The sequence below is a fragment of the Dactylosporangium sp. NPDC049525 genome (genome assembly GCF_040676755.1).
Lineage (GTDB): Bacteria > Actinomycetota > Actinomycetes > Mycobacteriales > Micromonosporaceae > Dactylosporangium.
Genome location: NZ_JBFAPO010000064.1, coordinates 1 through 18,887 on the forward strand (window position 1 = coordinate 1; position 18,887 = coordinate 18,887).

Annotated in this window: 15 protein-coding genes; 5 read left to right on the plus strand and 10 right to left on the minus strand. The window is 70.3% G+C overall.

Annotation, left to right across the window (positions count from 1 at the left end; all coding sequences use genetic code 11):
* Window positions 1-77 precede the first annotated feature (77 nt).
* On the minus strand, window positions 78-1,484 hold the full coding sequence (locus AB0K00_RS48485; protein ID WP_363536892.1) for an amidase: 1,407 nt from the start codon (window positions 1,482-1,484) through the stop codon (window positions 78-80).
* Between the two features lie 159 nt (window positions 1,485-1,643).
* Here AB0K00_RS48485 and AB0K00_RS48490 point away from each other — a divergent pair, with 159 nt between their 5' ends.
* Entirely contained in the window at window positions 1,644-2,123 is a 480-nt protein-coding gene (locus AB0K00_RS48490) for a hypothetical protein (protein ID WP_363536895.1), read from the plus strand.
* Between the two features lie 13 nt (window positions 2,124-2,136).
* On the opposite strand, the gene AB0K00_RS48495 is transcribed toward AB0K00_RS48490, so the two are convergent.
* Window positions 2,137-2,814, minus strand: coding sequence for a GntR family transcriptional regulator (locus AB0K00_RS48495; RefSeq protein ID WP_363536898.1), 678 nt, complete (start codon window positions 2,812-2,814; stop codon window positions 2,137-2,139).
* A gap of 16 nt (window positions 2,815-2,830) precedes the next feature.
* On the opposite strand from AB0K00_RS48495, the gene AB0K00_RS48500 reads away from it, so the two are divergent.
* Complete coding sequence (locus AB0K00_RS48500) at window positions 2,831-5,620, plus strand: FAD-binding and (Fe-S)-binding domain-containing protein (RefSeq protein WP_363536901.1); 2,790 nt, start codon at window positions 2,831-2,833, stop codon at window positions 5,618-5,620.
* Between the two features lie 2 nt (window positions 5,621-5,622).
* Here AB0K00_RS48500 and AB0K00_RS48505 read toward each other — a convergent pair whose 3' ends face one another.
* Window positions 5,623-6,297, minus strand: a complete 675-nt coding sequence (locus AB0K00_RS48505; protein WP_363536904.1) for a 2OG-Fe(II) oxygenase — start codon at window positions 6,295-6,297, stop codon at window positions 5,623-5,625.
* Complete coding sequence (locus AB0K00_RS48510; protein WP_363536907.1) at window positions 6,294-7,175, minus strand: hypothetical protein; 882 nt, start codon at window positions 7,173-7,175, stop codon at window positions 6,294-6,296. Before AB0K00_RS48510 ends, AB0K00_RS48505 begins: the two co-directional genes overlap by 4 nt.
* Before the next feature lie 189 nt (window positions 7,176-7,364).
* On the opposite strand from AB0K00_RS48510, the gene AB0K00_RS48515 reads away from it, so the two are divergent.
* Window positions 7,365-7,487, plus strand: coding sequence for a hypothetical protein (locus AB0K00_RS48515; RefSeq protein WP_363536909.1), 123 nt, complete (start codon window positions 7,365-7,367; stop codon window positions 7,485-7,487).
* Here the strand turns inward: AB0K00_RS48515 and AB0K00_RS48520 are convergent.
* The 5 genes from AB0K00_RS48520 to AB0K00_RS48540 all read right to left on the minus strand — a co-directional run bounded on the left by AB0K00_RS48520 (window position 7,474) and on the right by AB0K00_RS48540 (window position 12,225).
* Window positions 7,474-8,196 (minus strand): alpha/beta fold hydrolase, encoded by a 723-nt coding sequence (locus AB0K00_RS48520; RefSeq protein ID WP_363536911.1) that lies wholly within the window; start codon window positions 8,194-8,196, stop codon window positions 7,474-7,476. The genes AB0K00_RS48515 and AB0K00_RS48520 overlap by 14 nt on opposite strands.
* Window positions 8,197-8,219: 23 nt before the next feature.
* Complete coding sequence (locus AB0K00_RS48525) at window positions 8,220-8,651, minus strand: pyridoxamine 5'-phosphate oxidase family protein (RefSeq protein ID WP_363536914.1); 432 nt, start codon at window positions 8,649-8,651, stop codon at window positions 8,220-8,222.
* 212 nt (window positions 8,652-8,863) lie between these two features.
* Window positions 8,864-10,096, minus strand: coding sequence for a hypothetical protein (locus AB0K00_RS48530; protein ID WP_363536917.1), 1,233 nt, complete (start codon window positions 10,094-10,096; stop codon window positions 8,864-8,866).
* Window positions 10,097-10,154: 58 nt separating this feature from the next.
* A complete protein-coding gene (locus AB0K00_RS48535) occupies window positions 10,155-10,982 on the minus strand; it encodes a hypothetical protein (RefSeq protein WP_363536919.1) in 828 nt (275 codons plus the stop codon).
* Window positions 10,983-11,115: 133 nt separating this feature from the next.
* Complete coding sequence (locus tag AB0K00_RS48540; RefSeq protein WP_363536922.1) at window positions 11,116-12,225, minus strand: helix-turn-helix domain-containing protein; 1,110 nt, start codon at window positions 12,223-12,225, stop codon at window positions 11,116-11,118.
* Between the two features lie 348 nt (window positions 12,226-12,573).
* On the opposite strand from AB0K00_RS48540, the gene AB0K00_RS48545 reads away from it, so the two are divergent.
* Both AB0K00_RS48545 and AB0K00_RS48550 read left to right on the plus strand, forming a co-directional pair.
* Entirely contained in the window at window positions 12,574-15,546 is a 2,973-nt protein-coding gene (locus tag AB0K00_RS48545) for a glycine--tRNA ligase (RefSeq protein WP_363536925.1), read from the plus strand.
* A gap of 150 nt (window positions 15,547-15,696) precedes the next feature.
* A complete protein-coding gene (locus AB0K00_RS48550; RefSeq protein ID WP_363536928.1) occupies window positions 15,697-18,084 on the plus strand; it encodes a toll/interleukin-1 receptor domain-containing protein in 2,388 nt (795 codons plus the stop codon).
* Here AB0K00_RS48550 and AB0K00_RS48555 read toward each other — a convergent pair whose 3' ends face one another.
* Window positions 18,085-18,885, minus strand: a complete 801-nt coding sequence (locus AB0K00_RS48555) for a hypothetical protein (protein ID WP_363536931.1) — start codon at window positions 18,883-18,885, stop codon at window positions 18,085-18,087.
* Between the last annotated feature and the right edge of the window lie 2 nt (window positions 18,886-18,887).

Genomic DNA, 18,887 nt, shown 5'->3' on the forward strand with positions numbered 1-18,887 from the left:
CTCACCGGTGTCCAGTTCACCCGGCTGCCCCCCCACCGCGCGGCCGGGGGGGGGCGCGCCCGCCGCCGGCCTCCTCGTCAGAGTGCGGGGTGCTGTTCGCGCACCGGGCTCAAGGATTCCAGCAGCGTGGCGAGGTACAGGATCGTCGACTCCGCGTACCAGCTGGCGGCCAGCTGCACCCCGATGGGCATGCCGTCGCCGGTCGTGCCGAACCGCATGGACAGGGCCGGGAGTCCCGTCAGGTTGAACGGGACGGTCGTTGAGCTCACGTGGAAGGCCTCCATCGTGCGGCCGTCGAGCGTGAACTGCGTGAGCCCATGCTTGTGCGCGGGGATCGTCGTGACCGGGAGCAGGAGCGCGTCGTACCGCTGGAAGTAGTCCGCGAAACCGTCCCGGAGCCGCTCGATGCCTTGCTCGGCCAGGACGTAGTCCTGCACGGAGGTGTCAGGTGTGGCGAGCATGGTCGTGGAGTACGTGAACATCTCGTCTTCGTGGCCCGCGGTGACCTCCCGCATCACCGGCTTCATCTCCATGACGTGCTGCCGGGTGAAGAGTTCGAGGGGGTTGTCCCGCTCGAGCGCCGGGATGCTCACGGCATCAACGCGGATCCCCGCGTCCTGCAGGGCATCGGCGGCATCCTGAACAGTTGCCGCGACCTCGGCGTCGACCGGACCGAGTCCCGAGTCGACCAGCCAGCCGAGGCGGACGGGCCGGACCGGCGAGGCACCCACGCCGGCGTCGAACTCGCGCGGGACGGTCGCGAAGCCGTCGGCGCCGTCGGGACCGGACAGCAACGAGTACGCCAGTGCGAGGTCGCGGATGCTGCGGGCCATGGGACCGGCGTGCCAGTCACGACGCGGCTCCCGCGGCCAGGCTCCCGTCATCGGGATCCGCCCGTGCGTTGGTTTGAGGGCCGCGATGCCGGTGTCTGCCGCCGGCCCGCGCAGCGAGATGGACAGGTCACTGCCGATGCCGAGCGGTGACATCCCAGCCGCGATCGCCGCGGATTCCCCGCCGCTGGAACCGCCGGCGCTGAGGTCGAGGTTCCAGGGGTTGTTCGTCCTGCCCGTCAGGAGGTTGTCGGACTCGATCCAATACGCGAACTCCGGGAGGTTGGTCTTCGCCAGGAGGATCGCACCCGCGTGCTTCATGCGCGCCACGCTGGTGGCGTCCAGGTCCGGGACACGCCCAGCGAAGATCGGCGAACCGCGCTGGGTCAGCACACCTGCGGTGTCGAACGAGTCCTTGACCGTGAACGGCACACCGTGCAGCGGCCCCACCTGCCCACCCGCCGCGAGCTGCTCGTCTGCCGCCCTCGCGGCGTCCAGCGCACCGTCCGCGACCGTGACGACGGCGTTGACCTTCGAATTCACGGCCTCGATACGACGCAGGTGCGCCTGAACCACCTCGACCGAGGAAGCCTTCTTGGTGCGGATCAGCTCGGCGAGCTCGGTCGCGTCGAAACGCATGAGGTCCGTGGTCACAATGGATTCCTCCCTATTCCGGCCTACTCAGAACAGAAAGCATGTGTCGAGGTGGGCCCGGGCCCGAGCACGAAGATCTCGCCCGGATTCTCGTGTCCGGGTGAATGCAGTCGCTGCCGGGAAGCATCCGGTGGCGAGGCACTCTGCGATGCTGGCGTGGTGGTGGAGGGCAGGTTCCGGGATCCAGGGACCGGGCTGTATGAGCTCGCGGCGCAGGACATCGGCGTGGTGTGCCCGCGGTGCGGTTCCCGGGCCGTGGTCACGCCTCGGCGGGTCGACGGGTCGCCGGTGTCGTCGTGGTCGCGGCGGTTCGGGTGTACGGCCTGTGGGTCGTCAGCGTCCTGGGCGCCGGCGGACGGTGCTTCGCTCTGGGGCGGGCCGGTCGATCCGTTCTTCCGGCTGCCGCTGTGGCTGACGGCGCAGTGCTGCGGCGGGCGGACGCTGTGGGCCTTCAACGACACGCATCTGACGCTGCTGGAGGACTACGTCGCCGCGAGGCTGCGGGAGCGGGCCACGGACCGGCCCGGCCTGACGCTCGTGGCCCGGCTGCCGGCGTGGCTCACGGCGGCGAAGCACCGCGACGAGGTGCTGCGCGTCATCGCCCGGCTCCGCAGGTCTCAGGCAGGTCCCGGGCGCTGATCGCCCGACGGGGTCACGGCGCCGCCGTCCGCGTGGGGAGGTGCGCGGTCAGCAGGTGTCCGGTCGCCTCGAGGTGGGTGCGCATGGCGGTCTCGGCGGCGGCGCCGTCGCGGGCGAGGACCGCTGTGACCACCGGCTCGTGCTCGGCGTGGATCTGGGTCAGGGTGCGGCCGCTGGCGGTGGTGGGCGGGCCGAGCAGGGCGGTGGTGGAGCGCAGCTGGGCGACGATGGCGGCGGCTCGGGTGTTCGCGGCGGCGCGCAGCAACAGGTCGTGCAGCTCCCGGTCGGCCGGCCAGAAGGCCGCCTCGTCGTCGTGGTCGGCGGCGGCCGCCATGGCCTCGAGGGCCGCTCGGATGGCGGCATGCTGCGCGTCGGTACCGCACAGCGCGGCCTTGCGGGCGGCCGGCGGCTCCAGGGCGAGGCGGATCTCGATGATCTCCTGGATGTCGTGCGCCCGGGGCGGCGTGACGCGGAAGCCCCGGTTGCGCTGGATCACGACCAGGCCCGCCTCGGCGAGGCGGAGCATCCCCTCGCGGACCGGGCTGCGCGACACCCCGAGCAGCTCCGCGAGCTGGTAGACGGAGTAGGTCCGCTCCGGCACGAGCTCGCCGGCGGCGATGCCGTCGCGGACCGCCTGGGCGACGGCGTCGGCGAGGGAAGGGGCCTCCTGCGGCAGGCGGAGCGACGGCATGAGTAACATGTTACCTATGAACGACGTGGTGGCGGCGCTGGAGAAGGCCGGACTTGAGGTCCGCGCCGACGCCGGCACGCGCGGCATGTACTCCTCGGACGCCTCGCTGTACCGCATCCTGCCGCTCGCGGTGGTCCGGCCCAGGCACGTCGACGAGGTCGCCGCGGCGCTCGCCGTCGCCCGCGAGACCGGGGTGCCGCTCACGTCCCGCGGCGCCGGCACGTCCGTGGCCGGCAACGCCGTGGGCCGGGGGATCGTGCTGGACTTCTCCCGGCACCTCAACCGCGTCCTCGCCGTCGACCCGCAGGCCCGGACCGCGGTCGTGGAGCCCGGCACCGTGCACGCCGTGTTGCAGAAGGCCGTCATGCCGCACGGCGTGCGGTTCGGACCGGACCCCTCGACGCACCCGCGGTGCACGATCGGCGGGATGATCGGCAACAACGCCTGCGGTTCCCGTTCGCTGGCGTACGGGCGTACCTCGGACAACGTGGCAGGGCTGGAACTGTTGACGGCCGCGGGGGAGCGCCTCGTCACCGGCTACGACGGCAAACCGTTCGCGCGGGGTGCGGAGTCGACCGTCGACGCCGTGCGTGCGGCCGTGGGGAAGCACCTGGCCACCGCCCGCACCGAGTTCGACCGGTTCGGCCGGCAGGTGTCCGGGTATGCCGTGCAGCACCTGCTGCCCGAGCGGTTCGACCTCACCCAGGCGCTCGTCGGCTCCGAAGGCACCCTCGCCGTCATCACCCAGGCGACCGTGAAGCTCGTCGTCGACGCCCCGGTCCGGGTCGTGGTGGTCCTCGGCTTCCGCGACATCGTGGCCGCCGGCGAGGCCGCCCCGGCCGTCGTCGCGCACGGCCCCACGTCCTGCGAGGGCCTCGACTCGCGGCTGATCGACGTGCTGCGGGCCCGGCGCGGCGCCAACGCCGTCCCGCCACTGCCGGGCGGTGGCGCCTGGCTCTTCGTCGAGCTGGCCGGCGACGACCTCGGCGAGGTCGAGTCGCGGGCCCAGATTCTCGCCGCCGCCGGCATCGGCGACGACGCGCTGGTCGTCACCGACCCCGTCACCCAGGCGCAGCTGTGGCGCATCCGCGAGGACGGCGCGGGCCTGGCGGGCCGCGCCCCGTCGGACCGTCCCGCCTGGCCCGGCTGGGAGGACGCCGCCGTCCCGCCGCAGCGCCTCGGCGCCTACCTGGCCCGGTTCGACGAGCTCGTCGCCTCGTACAAGCTGACGTCCGCGCCGTTCGGGCACTTCGGCGACGGCTGCATGCACGTCCGCCTCGACTTCCCGCTCGACGAGCCGGACGGCACGAAGATCCTGCGCGACTTCCTCACCGACGCCGCCAAGCTCGTCGGCGAGTTCGGCGGCTCGCTGTCCGGTGAGCACGGCGACGGCCGGGCCCGCTCCGAGCTGCTGCCGCACATGTACTCACCCGACGCGATCGCGCTGTTCGCCGGCGTCAAGCGCGCCTTCGACCCGGGCAACCTGCTCAACCCCGGCGTCCTGGTCGACCCGGACCCGGTCGACGCCGACGTGCGCCCCGCCGGCCGGTTCCCGCTCAAGGCCCTGGCGATGGCGTACCCGCACGACGGCGGCGACCTCGCCCAGGCGGTGCACCGGTGCACCGGCGTCGGCAAGTGCCGCGCCGACAACTCCGCCGCCGGTGGCGTCATGTGCCCCTCCTACCTGGCCACCCGCGAGGAGAAGGACTCCACCCGCGGCCGCGCCCGGGTGCTGCAGGAGGTCGTCCGCGGCGAGCTCGCATGGTCCGACCCGGCCGTGCACGACGCCCTCGACCTGTGCCTGTCCTGCAAGGGCTGCGCCTCGGACTGCCCGACCGGCATCGACATGGCCACGTACAAGTCCGAGGTGCTGCACCAGACGTACCGTGGCCGGCTGCGCCCACGCTCGCACTACACCCTCGGCAAGCTGCCGTTCTGGGCGCGGCTGGCCGGGCGGACACCAAGGCTGGCGAACCTGGGCATCCGGCTGCCGCTGCTCGGCCGGCTCCTGCTGTGGCTGGCGGGCGTCGACAAGCGGCGGACCGTCCCGGCGTTCGCGCGGCACCCGTTCCGCCGGACGTTCCAGCCGCAGCCCGGTGGCACGCCGGTGATCCTGTTCGCCGACTCGTTCTCCGACGCCTTCTCCCCGGAGGCCGCCCAGGCCACCGTCCGCGTGCTGCGCGCCGCCGGCTACGAACCCAGACTCCCGTCCGGGGCGGTGTGCTGCGGCCTGACCTGGATCACCACCGGCCAGCTCGACGAGGCCCGGAAGATCCTGTCCCGGACCGTCGCGGCGCTCGCCCCCGACGCCCGCGCCGGCATCCCGGTGGTCGGCATCGAGCCGTCGTGTACGGCGGTGCTCCGCTCCGACATCCACGAGCTGCTGCCCGGCGACGAGGACGCGGCGGCGGTCGCCGGTGCGGTGCGGACCCTCGCGGAGCTGCTCGCGCAGACCCCCGGCTGGACGCCGCCGGACCTGTCCGGCGTCGACGTCATCGCCCAGCCGCACTGCCACCACCACGCCGTCCTCGGCTGGAAGGCCGACGCCGACCTGCTGCAGTCCACCGGCGCGAAGGTACGGCGGCTGGCCGGCTGCTGCGGCCTGGCCGGCAACTTCGGCGTCGAGATCGGCCACTACGAGGTCTCGGTCGCGGTGGCCGAGCAGCACCTGCTGCCGGCCCTGGACGCGGCCCCGGACGCGGTCGTCCTCGCCGACGGCTTCTCCTGCCGCACCCAGGTCGCCGACCTGCGCGACCGCCCCGCCGTCCACCTCGCCCAGCTGCTCGACTCCGCCGGCACCGGCTGAGGTCACCGGCCGAAGAGCTGCTCGTCCAGGCCGGCGGGGCGGACCGTCTCCGGGCACGACGGCGAGTAGTAGTTCATCGTCAAGACGGCCCGGAAGGCGTCGGCGCGGCGCAGCGGCTCCACGTAGTGGGCGTGCCGGCGGGCGTCGAAGAAGTACAGCTGGCCCTTCGTCGGGTAGATGCGCACGGCGTCCGCGTCGACGGCGGTGACGTCGCGGGCGGTGCGGTCGCGGGCGACGACGAGGGCGCCGCCGGTCTCCTCGGTGCAGGAGGTGAGGTACAGCAGGCCCTGCATCGGGTTGCTGTCGACGTGGCACGGGTATCGCATCGTGATCCCGTCCTGGATGTTGAGGCTGAGCGCGCGGTTGTCGCTGCTGGTCTCCTGCAGCTTCTCGTCGACCGTGCGTTCGCCGAGTTCCTTGAACCATCCGTGGTACAGCTGATGCGTCCACGGCGCGGCACGCCGCAGGACCTCGCCGTCGACGCTGTGCATCGGCAGCCGCGCGTCGGCGACCTCGCGGGCCGTGGCCATGGTCGGCCGGAAGACCCGGCGGACCGCATGCTCGCGGGCCACGTCGAGCAGGGCCTCGGCCCAGCCGGCGGGCAGCAGGTGCCCGACGTCGTACACGTGCCAGTGGAACGGCAGCTCCTGCGGTGGCCGCCAGGCGGTGCTCGTCATGCGCGACAACCTTTCTGGGCCTGGTCCGCGGTCTCGACCGGGCGACCGGCCATGGATTCGTGGTAGCGCTGCACCGCCTGCCAGAGACGCGGGAACCGCATGTGCGCGACGAACCGGTCGAGCACCTCGACGGAGCGGCCGGTCAGGCTGACCGGCCCGCCGCCCTGGCCGTGGGCGTCCGGCAGCGCGCGCAGGGTCGGATGGCCGCCGAGGCGGGCCCACACCATGCGCTGGTGCTCCTGCTGCCAGCCGAGCATCGCGTCGTCGAGCTCCAGCATCTCCAGCGCGACCGCCCCCAGGTCCGGGTGGATCGTGCCGGCCTCCAGCAGCTCCGTCTCGCACGCCACGCCGTCGGACGCCATCGCCGCGGTGAAACAGCGCCACAAATGCCGGCACGCTTTCTGCAGATTGCGCATGCCGGGGGAGTCCAGGCCGCTGCCGCCGTCCGGGAGGCTCGCCCGGATCTGCAGGAACTCCGTCTGCGGAATGCCGGACCGGACCTGGTTGAGATGCGTCACCGTCAGCCGTTGCAACTCTGTCGCGCGGCGCACCAGACGATGCGCGGAGCGATAATCGCGGCGGCCCAGATCGTCGGCGGCGCGGACGATGTCGAAATGCATGTTGTACCAGAGCAGTTCCGCCGTGAGATGCAGGGTCTGAAACAGCAGGAAATCGGGGTGCGGCATTTCCGGCAACGGGTGCAGCGCCCGGACCGCGGCGGTGAACCGCACCACGTCGTCGTATGCGGTCGGCCCGCCGACGGTGAAGACCGGCCCGGACATCCCGTGTTCGTGCTGCCCTTCGCCGCCGGACGCGTGACAGTCGCTGGCCATGTGAACGTTTCGCTCCGTTTCCCCGTATGCCGGAATGGACCGCACACGTATGTGACGAGAATCGCACGCGGAGCATTGTGTCGGTGCGTAAACGATGTGTCGCTCACGGACACGCTACCGAGTTGCACTGAGCAGTGTCAATGAGATCGGCAATGCGCCGGTCGCCTCTGCAGAGCCGATCAAGGAATCGCCAGACATTGGTCGTCGTCACCATATGGCGGTTACCCGGCCGGTGTGCCGCGTCCTGTGCCGGGCCGGATCCGGCCGTTCACCCTGCAGGGATCCGAGGAGCTGGGCCGTGCGGTGATCCAGCCGATCGCCGCGCTCGTCTCGCTGCGCGTCGTCAAGTCCTGCTGACCCGCGCGAGCCACGACGACAGCGCCGCGGCGACGGCGTGGGGGCGGTCCTCGGGCAGGAAATGGCCGGCGTCGCCGGCGTCCACGACGGTGAGGTCGGACAGCTCGGACCGGCACATGGTGACCTTGTCCGCGCCCAGCACGACCCCGGCGCCGCCGTGGATCAGCAGCTTCGGCACCGGTGACGCGACGAGGTTCGCCCAGGCGCCGGCCATCGAAGTGGCGGTGCGGGCCGGCTCGCCGCCGATCGGGATCTCCCGCGTCCACTGCAGCAGCGGCAGGCGGGACCGGGGCGTCGGGTACGGCCGGCGGTACTCCGCGAGGTCGGTGGCGTCGAGGGGGCGCCGGGTCGCGGTCGGCAGGACGACGTCGAGGAAGAGGTTCTCCTCCAGCACCAGCTGCTCGCCGGCGCCGGGCGTGCGCAGCCGCTGGAACAGCTCCCGGCCGCCGGCGTCGAAGTCCGACCAGTCCGGCAGCGGCCGGAGGTGCCCTTCCATGAACGCGACCGCCGCGACCCGCTTCGGGTGCCGGCGCAGGTACTCCAGGGCGAGCGCCACCCCCCAGTCGTGCGCCACGAACACGATGTCGTGCAGGTCGAGCGCGGCGAGGAACGCCTCGAGGTGAGCGACGTGATCGGCGAGGTGGTAGCCGAGGTAGTGCATGCTCGTGCCGGCCACTGCCACGTCCCGGTGGACGAACCGCATCGCCATGGACCCAGTGTGCGGCCGGCCGCTCAGGCGGAGTAGCTGAAGTCCTCGACGATCATGGATTCGGCGGGGACCCGCAGCCACATCGTCCCTCGAGTCTGCGGGTCGTCGTAGAGGTACCCGCGGAACCGCTCGTCCCAGCGGCCCTCATCCGGGCCGAGGTACCGGACGAGCTTGCGGCGGCCGCGCGGGACGTCGAACGGCACGAGCTCGCCGCGGCCCCGGGCGATGACCTGCCTGACGACGCCGGTGGCCAGGTCGCACTCGTCGACGATCAGGGCGAGGGCGGGGTCGGCGCGGACCCGGTGGAACAGTTTCGTCCACGGCCCGGTGAGGACCCAGAACGCGCCGTCCTCCCACAGGTACCAGACCGGCCGCACCGTCGGGCCGTTCGTCGCGATGCGGGCGACCAGGGGCCGGGCAAGGAAGGCGTCGACGTCGAACGGCGTGCCACTCATCGGTGTGTTTCTCCGCTTGTCGGCCGCAAAAGTCAATGATCCCGCCCGCCGGTGCGCGGGCCGCCTGACCCGCCTGGTCTTCGTCGACGCGCCGGAACCGTTGCCGGGCGAGCACGCCGCCCTCCGCGCCCGGTCCCGGACCTGGCGCGAGACCTGTGGCTGCCACCGAAGCCGCCGGGGGAGCGCATTTACACTCGTTTGCCGGTTGCGGCTCAGCGGCGCGCTCCGCCTGGACTGTTCGACGCGGTGGTCGGCATCCTGACGACCCCGAAGCGCACCTCCTGCCAGCGCTTCACTCCGAGCGCCGCGAAGGCGTCCTCGTATGCGTAGCGGTGCCTGCTGATCCGGCGGCTCGCTTGAGCGAACCGGTAGCGGTCGTGTTGCCAGGCATCCAGGAATGCCCCGCAGTGCCAGGGCCGGATGTTTTCCAGTCGGTCCCGGGACTCTTGCAGCGACTTCACGGCCTGGACCCGTTCGTGTGTCTCGTACATTGCAAGGAGCGTGCGGACATCTTCGACGAACTGGTGGCGCGCGTCGATGAAATGCGTCCAGTACGACTCGGTCGCCCGGTTCAGGCTGTAGCCGTCGTTGAACAGTGCGTAGAGGCCCTCGGCGAGGAGGTCGCCGAATTCCTCGAAGGAGGCTCGCAGCGGGTTCTCGAAGGGGTTGTACTCGAGTTGCCGCACGTTGCCGACGTGAGCGACACCTGCGGTGTGGGCTTCCGCGGCAAACGCGAACCAGTCCTCGTTGTAGACATCGGGGAACACCTGCAGGTCGACGCCCTCGGATGTGTTGACGCCGAGCGCGGCCCCGCTGACGAAGATGCCCTGCGGCTGGCCGATGAGGCGGTTGGCGTGGCAGACCACGGAATTGTCGGGGAAATGCACGGTCTTGAGGCCGGCGAAACGATTGGCGTCGAGGTGCTGAGCGATCCGGTGGACATGCTCCGGGGCGATGTCGATGATGTCGTCGTCCAGAAACATGATCTTGCGCCAGTTGCGGTAGCGGGCGAGCAGCAGACCGAGATTGCGTTTCAGGCTGAGGTTGCTCGTCCGGTCGCCGCTGAGCTCGCGGAATTCGTCTGCTGAGGTCGCGAGCTGTCGAACGTCGAAGTCGTCCCACGTCGGGGTGGAAGTCATCGGGGTTCGTCCGGACGACACATGCGCGAGCACGGCCCGTCCACTGCCGGGCGTGCGGGCCACCAGTTCGGCCGCCTCCTGGATGTCGCATTGATGGGAGGCGAGGACGACAAGTGTGGCGCCATACCGGCCAGCGAGATCGACGGGACCGCTCAGGTGCTGTGCCCGTCGGGCTGCCGGGACGATGATCGCATCAATCGGCCGGCCCGACGGCTGGGCCTCTGAGTGCCAGTCGAGCCTGCGAAGGAGCCGGTCGTGGTGAGACCGCTGACCGGACGACGGGCGCAAGGCAGTACTCAGCGTCATACCGGCTCCTGCCAGGACCTTGACGAGGCTTGCCCGAGCAGGCGTCTCGACGGCTCCGTCAACTGCCACCACCGATCGGTCTCTCCAACACGATCGCATTCTCCTCTGCGACGTTCGAACTGTCGCGGGAGCGCCGATGATAGACGACGCACTCGAACCCCTGCGGGTAATCTCTGCTGAGCCGGTACATGTGCCGCTCCGCGGTGACCGCTAGGTGTCCCGCGGCGATGCAGCCATAGCCATGTGCGCCGGCGGTGATGATCACGTGGCGGCCTTCTTGGTATGGGCTCGGCGCTTTCACGAGAATCCCGTAGTCGCGTATCTCCGTGGCGTCACTCGCTACCAGATAGTTTTGTCCATGAACCAGGTCCCTGACGGCGTTTCGATTATTGTCGTTCTGTAGTACGGTTACGCCGCAGCGAAGTCGTGCAAGGAGGTCCTTTGTCACCGAGTTCACATCTGGTCCACCTACCACGATTAGATTCTTGCGGCGTTCCTCGCCTAAACTGTCGGCGGACTTGACGGGAAGGACCGCCCGAAGGCCGACGCGCGCGAGTCCTGCCTGAATTCGAACGATCGCCTCGTGGTCGCCCCGGCCCATGAGGCCGGAGCTTTCCTGATCGGCGAGGTGGCGCTCGATAAAGGGGAGTAGCTCGATGACGAGGTCACGCTTTTCGGGTGGCACCGACGCGGGAAGGGTTTCATAGAGCACGGCCGGGCTCAGCGTACCCTCAATGATGCATGAATCGGCATTGAGGAACGGCGCCCACATCGCGCGGGTGTACTTGGAGCCTCGCCTGGTCCTTGCAACCCGCCATCCTGCAACGAGACCACTGCCGATTCCTGCGGCTAACAGGTTCTCCGCGATTGATTCGACCGCGCCCACGTATCGTCTCCCCTCAACGGAGGTCGCCTAGCTCAGCCGAAATGCGTAAACGTGATCTCAGTCGATGCTATTCATCGGGCATAGTCGTGCGACGATGATAACAGGATTTGTGATATTTCCGTGAGTGAGTGATCTAGTCGTATCGCCCTGGTGGACCGCCCGCTCCGGGTCGAAGCTGTGAATGTTCGGGCCAGGCGTAGAGAATGTTCGCCGGATCCTGGAGATCGGGCGAGAGAGCCTCGCCATGGAAGACAGGGACTCGTACGAGGATGCCGTACTCGCCCTTGGGGAAGCGCTGCGCGAGAAGGGCCTCGTTCGACTGGCGGATTCGGGCGTCGGTCAAGGTCCGAACCGCTCCCAAGACCCCGCGGCTGTGGATGCCGTTGCACAATGTCAGGGTTCGGCTGGAGTTGAAGGGGTTGGCCACTCGCGCCAGTAATCCGACGTCCTCCTCGAGGTCGCGCTGCGCGCCGTCCTCGGACCGCGACCAGACGGGCATGAAGCGCCGCTCGGCGGTGCCGTGGCCGACAGCGAAGATCTCACCGGTGACCAGTTCGGGGATTTCGACCTGTCGGACCGGCAGGCGGGACAGTTGGCGTAGCAGCCGGCGGGTGACCGGGTTCCAGGCGATACCGCCAAGCAGGACCAGATGGCCGGACAGGTCGTCGGCGGTGACTCTCGACGCCTGCTTGAAGAAGACTGGAAGGCTCGGGTCATTCTCCGCCCGGATATGTCCATAAAGTTCGATCAGTGCGTCCTGATCGGCATACCGGTGCAATGCGGTGTAATTGGGGTTAAACTCATCCGACAGCGGCCCTTGGGCGGGCGTCGGCGCGTCGGGCGCGATGATCACGACGGGGCCGTCATCAGCGAAATACCACGACCGGTAGCTTGCGACCCTGACCGCCTCGGCCGCGGTCGATCCTCCGCGTGCCTGCTCGAGGAGAGCCCCGAGTTCCTCAAGGAGTTGATCGTGTGCCGCCTGCTGTTCGGTCGTGAGCTCGGCGAGCGAAACGAGCCGCGGAGGAGATCCGTGCAGCGTAGGTAGGCGGGCGTAGGGCTCGAGCCTGCTTTCCGGCAATGGCTCCGGGCGTTTCAGTCGCTCCCAGGAAGACACTGCACCGGCGCTTACCCGTCGCCCGTCGTGGGAGAACGCGTCGGCGAGCTCCTCCTGAGTCAGCCCTGCGGCGGCGCGCAGGTCGCGCAGCCTTTGGGCGAGCTGCACCGCCCCTGGCGTCGTCACCGGTGCCTCCTTCGGTCCGCGTGGGCTACGACAAGGTGCATCGCCGGATCTACATCGGCGTTGCGTCACACGGGGGAATCCTTGGTGCGAAGGGTCTGCACTGAACATAGTGCACTGCACTCAGCTGGACTCTAGTAGATTCTACTCCACTGCACTAGACTCTAGTTGAGTGGAATATCTCGTGCATGGTGCGTACACATATGTCCTCCGGTCATCATGCTGCGAGCGCGTCGGCGGTGTCAGGAACGGCCTGCGGGATCGGTAGGATCGCTTGGGGCGCGCCGCGCCATTTGTTCTTTTCAGGTGGTTGTGGCAACCCGCTGCAGCCAAGAGCCTTTGGGGTCTCACGTGCTGTCTATGCAGGATGCGCTGCTCGCGCTGACCAAATACTGGGCCGGTCATGGCTGTCTAACCGTGCAGCCGATGAACACCGAGGTCGGAGCGGGCACGCTGAACCCGGCGACGTTTCTGCGGGTGCTCGGGCCGGAGCCGTGGAAGGTGGCGTACGTCGAGCCGTCCGTGCGCCCCGACGACGCGCGGTACGGGCAGAACCCGAACCGGATTCAGACCCACACCCAGTTCCAGGTGATTCTCAAGCCGGAGCCCGGCAACGCGCAGGAACTGTATCTGGGCAGTCTGGCCGCGATCGGGGTCGACGTCGCCGCGCACGACGTGCGGTTCGTCGAGGACAACTGGGCCTCGCCGGCGTTGGGTGCGTGGGGGTTGGGCTGGGAGGTGTGGCTGGACGGGTTGGAGATCACCCAGTTCACCTACTTCCAGCAGGCCGGCGGGCTGAACCTGGACCCGGTGTCGGTCGAGATCACCTATGGCATGGAACGCATCCTGATGGCGTTGCAGGGGGTCAGCCACTTCAAGGACATCGTCTACGCCGACGGCGTCAGCTACGGCGAGGTCTTCGGCCAGGCCGAGTACGAGATGAGCCGCTACTACCTCGACGACGCCGACGTGGCCGCGAACCAGACGCTGTTCGACACGTACGCCGCCGAGGCCCGCCGGATGATCGACGCGGGGCTGCCGATCCCGGCGAACACCTACGTGCTCAAGTGCAGCCACGCGTTCAACGTGCTGGACGCCCGCGGGGCGATCTCGCCGACCGAACGGGCCCGCGCGTTCGGGCAGATGCGCCGGCTCGCCGGTGAGGTCGCGAAGCTGTGGACGCTGCGCCGCGAGGAGGCCGGGCACCCGCTCGGCCTGGCGGCGCAGGCGGCCGCGCGGCCGGTGACGGGCGAACTGCCGGTCGTGGACGGCCCGTCGACCGTGGTGTTCGAGATCGGCATGGAGGAGCTGCCGCCGGCCGAGGTCACCCGTACCGCCGAAGCGCTCCGGGCCGCACTGACGTCTGCGCTGGCAGGGACCCGGCTCGGCCATGGCGACATCACCGTCTATGGCGCGCCACGCCGGGTCGCCGCCGTCATCGCCGGGGTCGCGCCGCGCGAGGACGACCACGACCGGCAGGTCCGCGGTCCGCGCCTGTCGGCCGCCTACGACGCCGAGGGGAAGCCGACCAAGGCCGTGCTCGGCTTTGCCCGCGGCAAGGGCGTCGACGTGGCCGACCTGCAGCAGGTCGACGTCGACGGGGTGAGCCACGTGGCGGTCGTCCAGCACGTCATCGGGCGCACCGCCGCGACCGTGCTCGCCGAGGTCCTGCCCGGTGTGGTCACCGGCCTGCAGGCCGAGAAGAACATGCGCTGGAACGCCCCTGGGCTGTCGTTCTCCCGGCCGATCCGCTGGATCGTGGCGCTGCTCGGCGCGCACGTCGTGCCGTTCACCGTGGCGAACCTGACCGCCGGGCGGACCACCGCCGTGCACCGCACCGCCGCGCAGCCGCACGTCGACGTCCCGGCCGCGGACGCGTACCTCGACACCCTCACCGCGCACGGGGTCGTCGCCGACGCCGCACTGCGCCGCAGCGGCATCATCGAGGCCGCGGGCGCGCTGGCCGCGCAGGTCGGCGGCGTCGTCGACGTCACCGGCGAGGCGAAGCTCATCGACGAGGTCACCAACCTGGTCGAGGCGCCGACCGCGATCCTCGGCGGCTTCGACCCGAGCTACCTGGACCTGCCCGCCGACATCCTCACCACCGTCATGCGCAAACACCAGCGGTACCTGCCGGTCCGCGACGCCGACGGCGGGCTGCTGCCGCACTTCGTCGCCGTCGCGAACGGCCAGTGCGACATCGACCAGGTCCGCGCCGGGAACGAGGCCGTGCTCCGCGCCCGCTATGAGGACGCCGCGTTCTTCTGGCGGGCCGACCTGACCGTGCCGGTGGAGCAGCTGCGGGCCGCGATCGGCCGGCTCACCTTCGCCGAGCGGCTCGGCTCCATGGCCGACCGCGCCGACCGCATCGCCGCGCTCGCCGCCGTGCTCGCCGACCGCGTCGGCCTCTCCGGCGACGACCTGGCGACGCTGCGCCGGGCCGGGGCGCTGGTGAAGTTCGACCTGTCCTCGCAGATGGTCACCGAACTGTCCAGCCTCGCCGGGGTCATGGCCCGCGAGTACGCGCTGCGCGCCGGGGAGCCGGCACCGGTCGCCACCGCGGTGTTCGAGGCGGAGCTGCCCCGGCAGGCTGGCGACATCACGCCCGCCACGCCCGCGGGTGCGCTGCTCGCCCTGGCCGACCGGTTCGACCTGCTCGCCGGGCTGTTCGCCGTCGGTGCCACCCCGACCGGCAGCTCCGACCCGTTCGGGATGCGCCGCGCCGCCCTCGGCGTCGTGAGCATCCTGCGCGGCCAGCCGGCCCTCGCCGCGGTCACCGTCCCGGACGCCCTGGCGGCGGCCGCGCAGCGGCAGCCCGTGCCGGCCGGCGACGTCGTCACGGCGGCGACGGAGTTCATCGTGCGCCGCTACGAGCAGCAGCTGCTCGACGCCGGCCACGAGCACCGGCTGATCCAGGCGGTCCTGCCGCTGGCGGTCACCCCCGCGCACGCCGACGCCACCCTCGAAGAACTCGAGCGGCGCGTCACCGACCCCGCGTTCGGTGCGCTGGTGCAGGCGGTCCAGCGGGTCGTGCGCATCGTCCCCGCCGGTACCCCGGCCGCCTACGCTCCGGACGAGCTGCGGGAACCCGCCGAGCTCGCGCTGCACGACGCGGTGGCCAAGACGCGGGTCGAGCTCGGCGACACCGCCGACCTCGGCCGCTTCGCCGACCTGGCCGCCGCGCTCGTCGAACCGGTCAACACGTTCTTCGACGACGTGCTGGTGATGGACCCCGACCCGGCGGTGCGCGCCAACCGGCTCGGCCTGCTCGCCGCCATCCGCGGTCTCGGCGCGCACCACCTCGACTGGGCCCAGCTCGACTGACATCCGGCAGCACGCGCCGAGTGCCCCGGCCGCCGCTTGTGGCGAGCGGCCGGGGCAGTCGTGCGGTCAGTTCCGTCTGCAGACGTGGGACCTCCCGCGCATCCACGCAGGGCAACTACGCTGGGGCGGATCGGGAGATGGGATGCGGCATTGACCGAGTTTGTGGTCGGAGAGTCCGTGCTGGTCGACGAGCCGATCAGTGGCTACGAGGCGCTGAGTGTCTTCTTCAAGGTCGCCGACGAACGCGGCCATCTCGCTCCCTCCGTCGTCGTCGATGACACCGGCCGGCCGGTGACGCACCGCGACTACACCGACCGGATGGGAGTCGCACACGCCGGCGCCGGATTGTGGGCGTTCTGCCGGGAACCGCTGGCTGAAGCGGTGGGGCTTCCGGAAGGTACGCACTGGGTGCGCGACCACGCGTCCCATCTCATGTTCAACGGCGGCTCACCGTTCGCCAGCAAGCCGCATTTCTCCGCGCAGTTGTACATCCAGCAGTTCGGCTCCTCCGCCCCGCAGATGATGAGCCCGGTGTGCACGGCCGGGACGGTGTCCTTCGCGCCGGACGGGTCGCGGATCTGCTTCCTCGAGGAACGCCTCGGCCACCTCACCGACCACAACGGGATGGCGAAGTACCTGCTCTGGGAGTACGAACTGGCGCTCGGCACCCGCCGCATGATTGCCGGTTTCCCCGCGCCGGCCCGTCTGGACTTCACCGAGGTGGCGTACGGCCCGGACGGGCGCTACATCCACCTCTGCGACTGGGCGTCGGGCACGAACCTGCTGGTGCGGGCGAGCGACGGGATGGTGATCCAACTCGACATCCGTTCCGCGGCGGTGAGCTGGAACCCGTCCGCGGGCGTCAACGCGATGATCGTCATGCGGCCGGAGCCCGGGACAGGTCGGGTCAACGTGTACGACTACGACCTGGCCACCGAGGCCCTGAGCCTGCGCTGCGACCTGCGGTCGACGACCGGCCTGCCGTTACGCGTCCGCGAGTTGTCCATGTCGAGCGCAGGGGTGGCGCTGGTGACCGCGTCGGTGGGCCCGGCCGGCGTCGAGCAACTGCGTCGCGGCGGGGTACATGCCGCCGCAATCGTGGACATCGACCGCGGCACCATCGAACCCGCCCTCCCGGTCGGCTTCCGGACGCCCGGCGCGCAGCGCCGGCACACCAGCCCACGATGGTGTGACGCGCCGCCGCCGATGACCGCTTCGCGGACCGAACCGGCCGAGCGCCTGATGGCTGCCGCGAGTATCAGCAGCTGCGAGCCGGACGGCCCGGCGCTCGCGCAGGACCTGGTCGGACGATGGCTGGAAATCCTGGACGGCATCGAGCAGGCGTGGCGCGCACGCCGGATGCCGCTGAGCCGGCTCGCGCAGGAGTTCGCCCAGTTCGCGATCGGCTGCCGCGACCTGGCGCCGCAGGCTGCCGCCGACGTGCTCAAGCGCCTCGACGAGCTTGCGCTCCATCACCCGGTCCCGCGGGCCGTCCGCTCGCGGATCGCCAGCCCTTACCAGGTCTGGTCACCCATCGGCAGCGAGACCGTTGCGGTATCGGCCGCACCCGAGGCGTCCGTGGAGATCCGAGGAGCGGTCGGCCGGCTCATCGCCGCGACCACGGTCGCTGCCGTGCTGCCGGCCGTGCGCCAGTTCCTGGCGGCGCTGCAGTCCGCTGGACGGCGGCCTGATCAAGCCTGGGAGTGGCTGGCAGAGCTCAGCACCGGCGCGCTGTTCGCGGCGGACTACACCTTTGCCGCGACCGCCGCGCTCGGCACCATCCGCTGGAATCTGCACCACGTCGATCTGGATCATTCGGTGACGTCGTACGGGCTCGGACTGACGCCCTCGCGCTTCGCCGCAACGCTGGTGCTGAACGGGTTCGAGGCATGCACGCACCTGCCCGAACGCACCGAACTGGGCCGCAGCACCGAGAAACTGTTCGACGTGGAAACCACCCGCGACATGTGCCAAGGGCTGCTGCAACGGTTGCCGCTGCCACAGCTGCTGGCGTCCTCGGCGCGCCCTCGCCGCCCACGCGGCGAACCGACGGAGGTGTCCCGCCCGGTGCCGGGCGCCCGCTGGAACGCGAGGGAGTCCACATTGGCGCAGCGCAGGGTCTTCATCTCGTACATGCGCGAAGACGCGACGATCGTCGACCGGGTCGTCGCCCGTCTTCGCGCCGCCGGCGTCGACGTGTGGCTGGACCGATCCGACGTCCGACCGGCCGCCGACTGGCGCCGCGAGATCCACCAGGCGATCCAGGACGGTGTCTATTTCGTCGCCTGCTTCTCACCGCGGTACAGCCACACGGACCGCTCGTACATGAACATGGAGCTTCGCCAGGCGGTGTACGAGATGCAGCTGATGCCGTTCGACCGGCGCTGGTTCGTGCCCGTGGTCCTGGAACCGTGCAAGCTGCCCGACATCGTCTTCGACGCGACCACGCGGCTGGACCACCTGCAGTGCATCGACCTGAGCGCGGACTGGGACACCGGCGTGCGTCAGCTGATCGAGGTGCTCACCTCCTCGGACTGATCAGTTGTCCGGCACCGACCGCATCGCCTTGGAGTCCTCGTCCCAGGAGCCGTGTACCCGGAACCGGATACGGTCGGTCCAATCCCTGCCGTTCCAGGCCCGCTGGAACTCCGGCTCGCCGCGCACGACGGCGCCGTAGTTGTAGGGGTTCGGGTACCAGCCGGGGACGTCCATCGCGGGCGGGTTCAGGTACTCGTCGGTGTAGAACCGGTTGCCGGCGACCAGGTCGCAGTTGCGCAGCCGGCCGAGGATGACCGCCGCCCAGGCCGTGATGTCGTGCGCGGTCTCCGCGGTACGTGGGTCCGGGTCCTCGAACATGTGCCGGTACAGTCGCCGGTCCCGGTCACCGTCGTCGAACTGCTGCTGGGAGACCGCCCAGAAGATGTTCATGCTGTAGCCGCAGAGGCCGTCGACGCGCTCCCGGACGGCGTCGCTGAGCCGGGCCTTCAGGTCGGGCCGCAGCGAGGGTCCTGGCTCGAACCCGACCGACGACAGCGCCACCCCGAGGGTGTCCAGCCAGCCGCCCTCGCCGTTCATCAACGTCGCGTCCAAGAAGACCATGGTCGTCCGGGCCACCCACGCGTACATGGACTGGTCTTGGCGCAGCACGCCACGCACCACCTGCGCCGCCGGCTGCAGCCCGTAGACGTCCGTGACCGGCTCACCCCATTCGGACGATGCGGCGACCGGTAAACGGGCGATCTGGTTGATGCACGCAGCGGCGAGGAGATCCTTGCGCTGGCCTGCCGGTGCGGTGCTCAGATACCGCTTGGCCTCGGAGTCACGACCGAACAACCCCACTG

Bases quoted from the DNA above. Each gene is read 5' to 3' on its own strand.
- AB0K00_RS48520 (WP_363536911.1), bottom strand. From the start codon at position 8,196: ATGGCGATGCGGTTCGTCCACCGGGACGTGGCAGTGGCCGGCACGAGC.
- AB0K00_RS48525 (WP_363536914.1), bottom strand. From the start codon at position 8,651: ATGAGTGGCACGCCGTTCGACGTCGACGCCTTCCTTGCCCGGCCCCTG.
- AB0K00_RS48495 (WP_363536898.1), bottom strand. From the start codon at position 2,814: ATGCCGTCGCTCCGCCTGCCGCAGGAGGCCCCTTCCCTCGCCGACGCC.
- AB0K00_RS48505 (WP_363536904.1), bottom strand. From the start codon at position 6,297: ATGACGAGCACCGCCTGGCGGCCACCGCAGGAGCTGCCGTTCCACTGG.
- AB0K00_RS48530 (WP_363536917.1), bottom strand. From the start codon at position 10,096: ATGACGCTGAGTACTGCCTTGCGCCCGTCGTCCGGTCAGCGGTCTCAC.
- AB0K00_RS48500 (WP_363536901.1), top strand. From the start codon at position 2,831: ATGAACGACGTGGTGGCGGCGCTGGAGAAGGCCGGACTTGAGGTCCGC.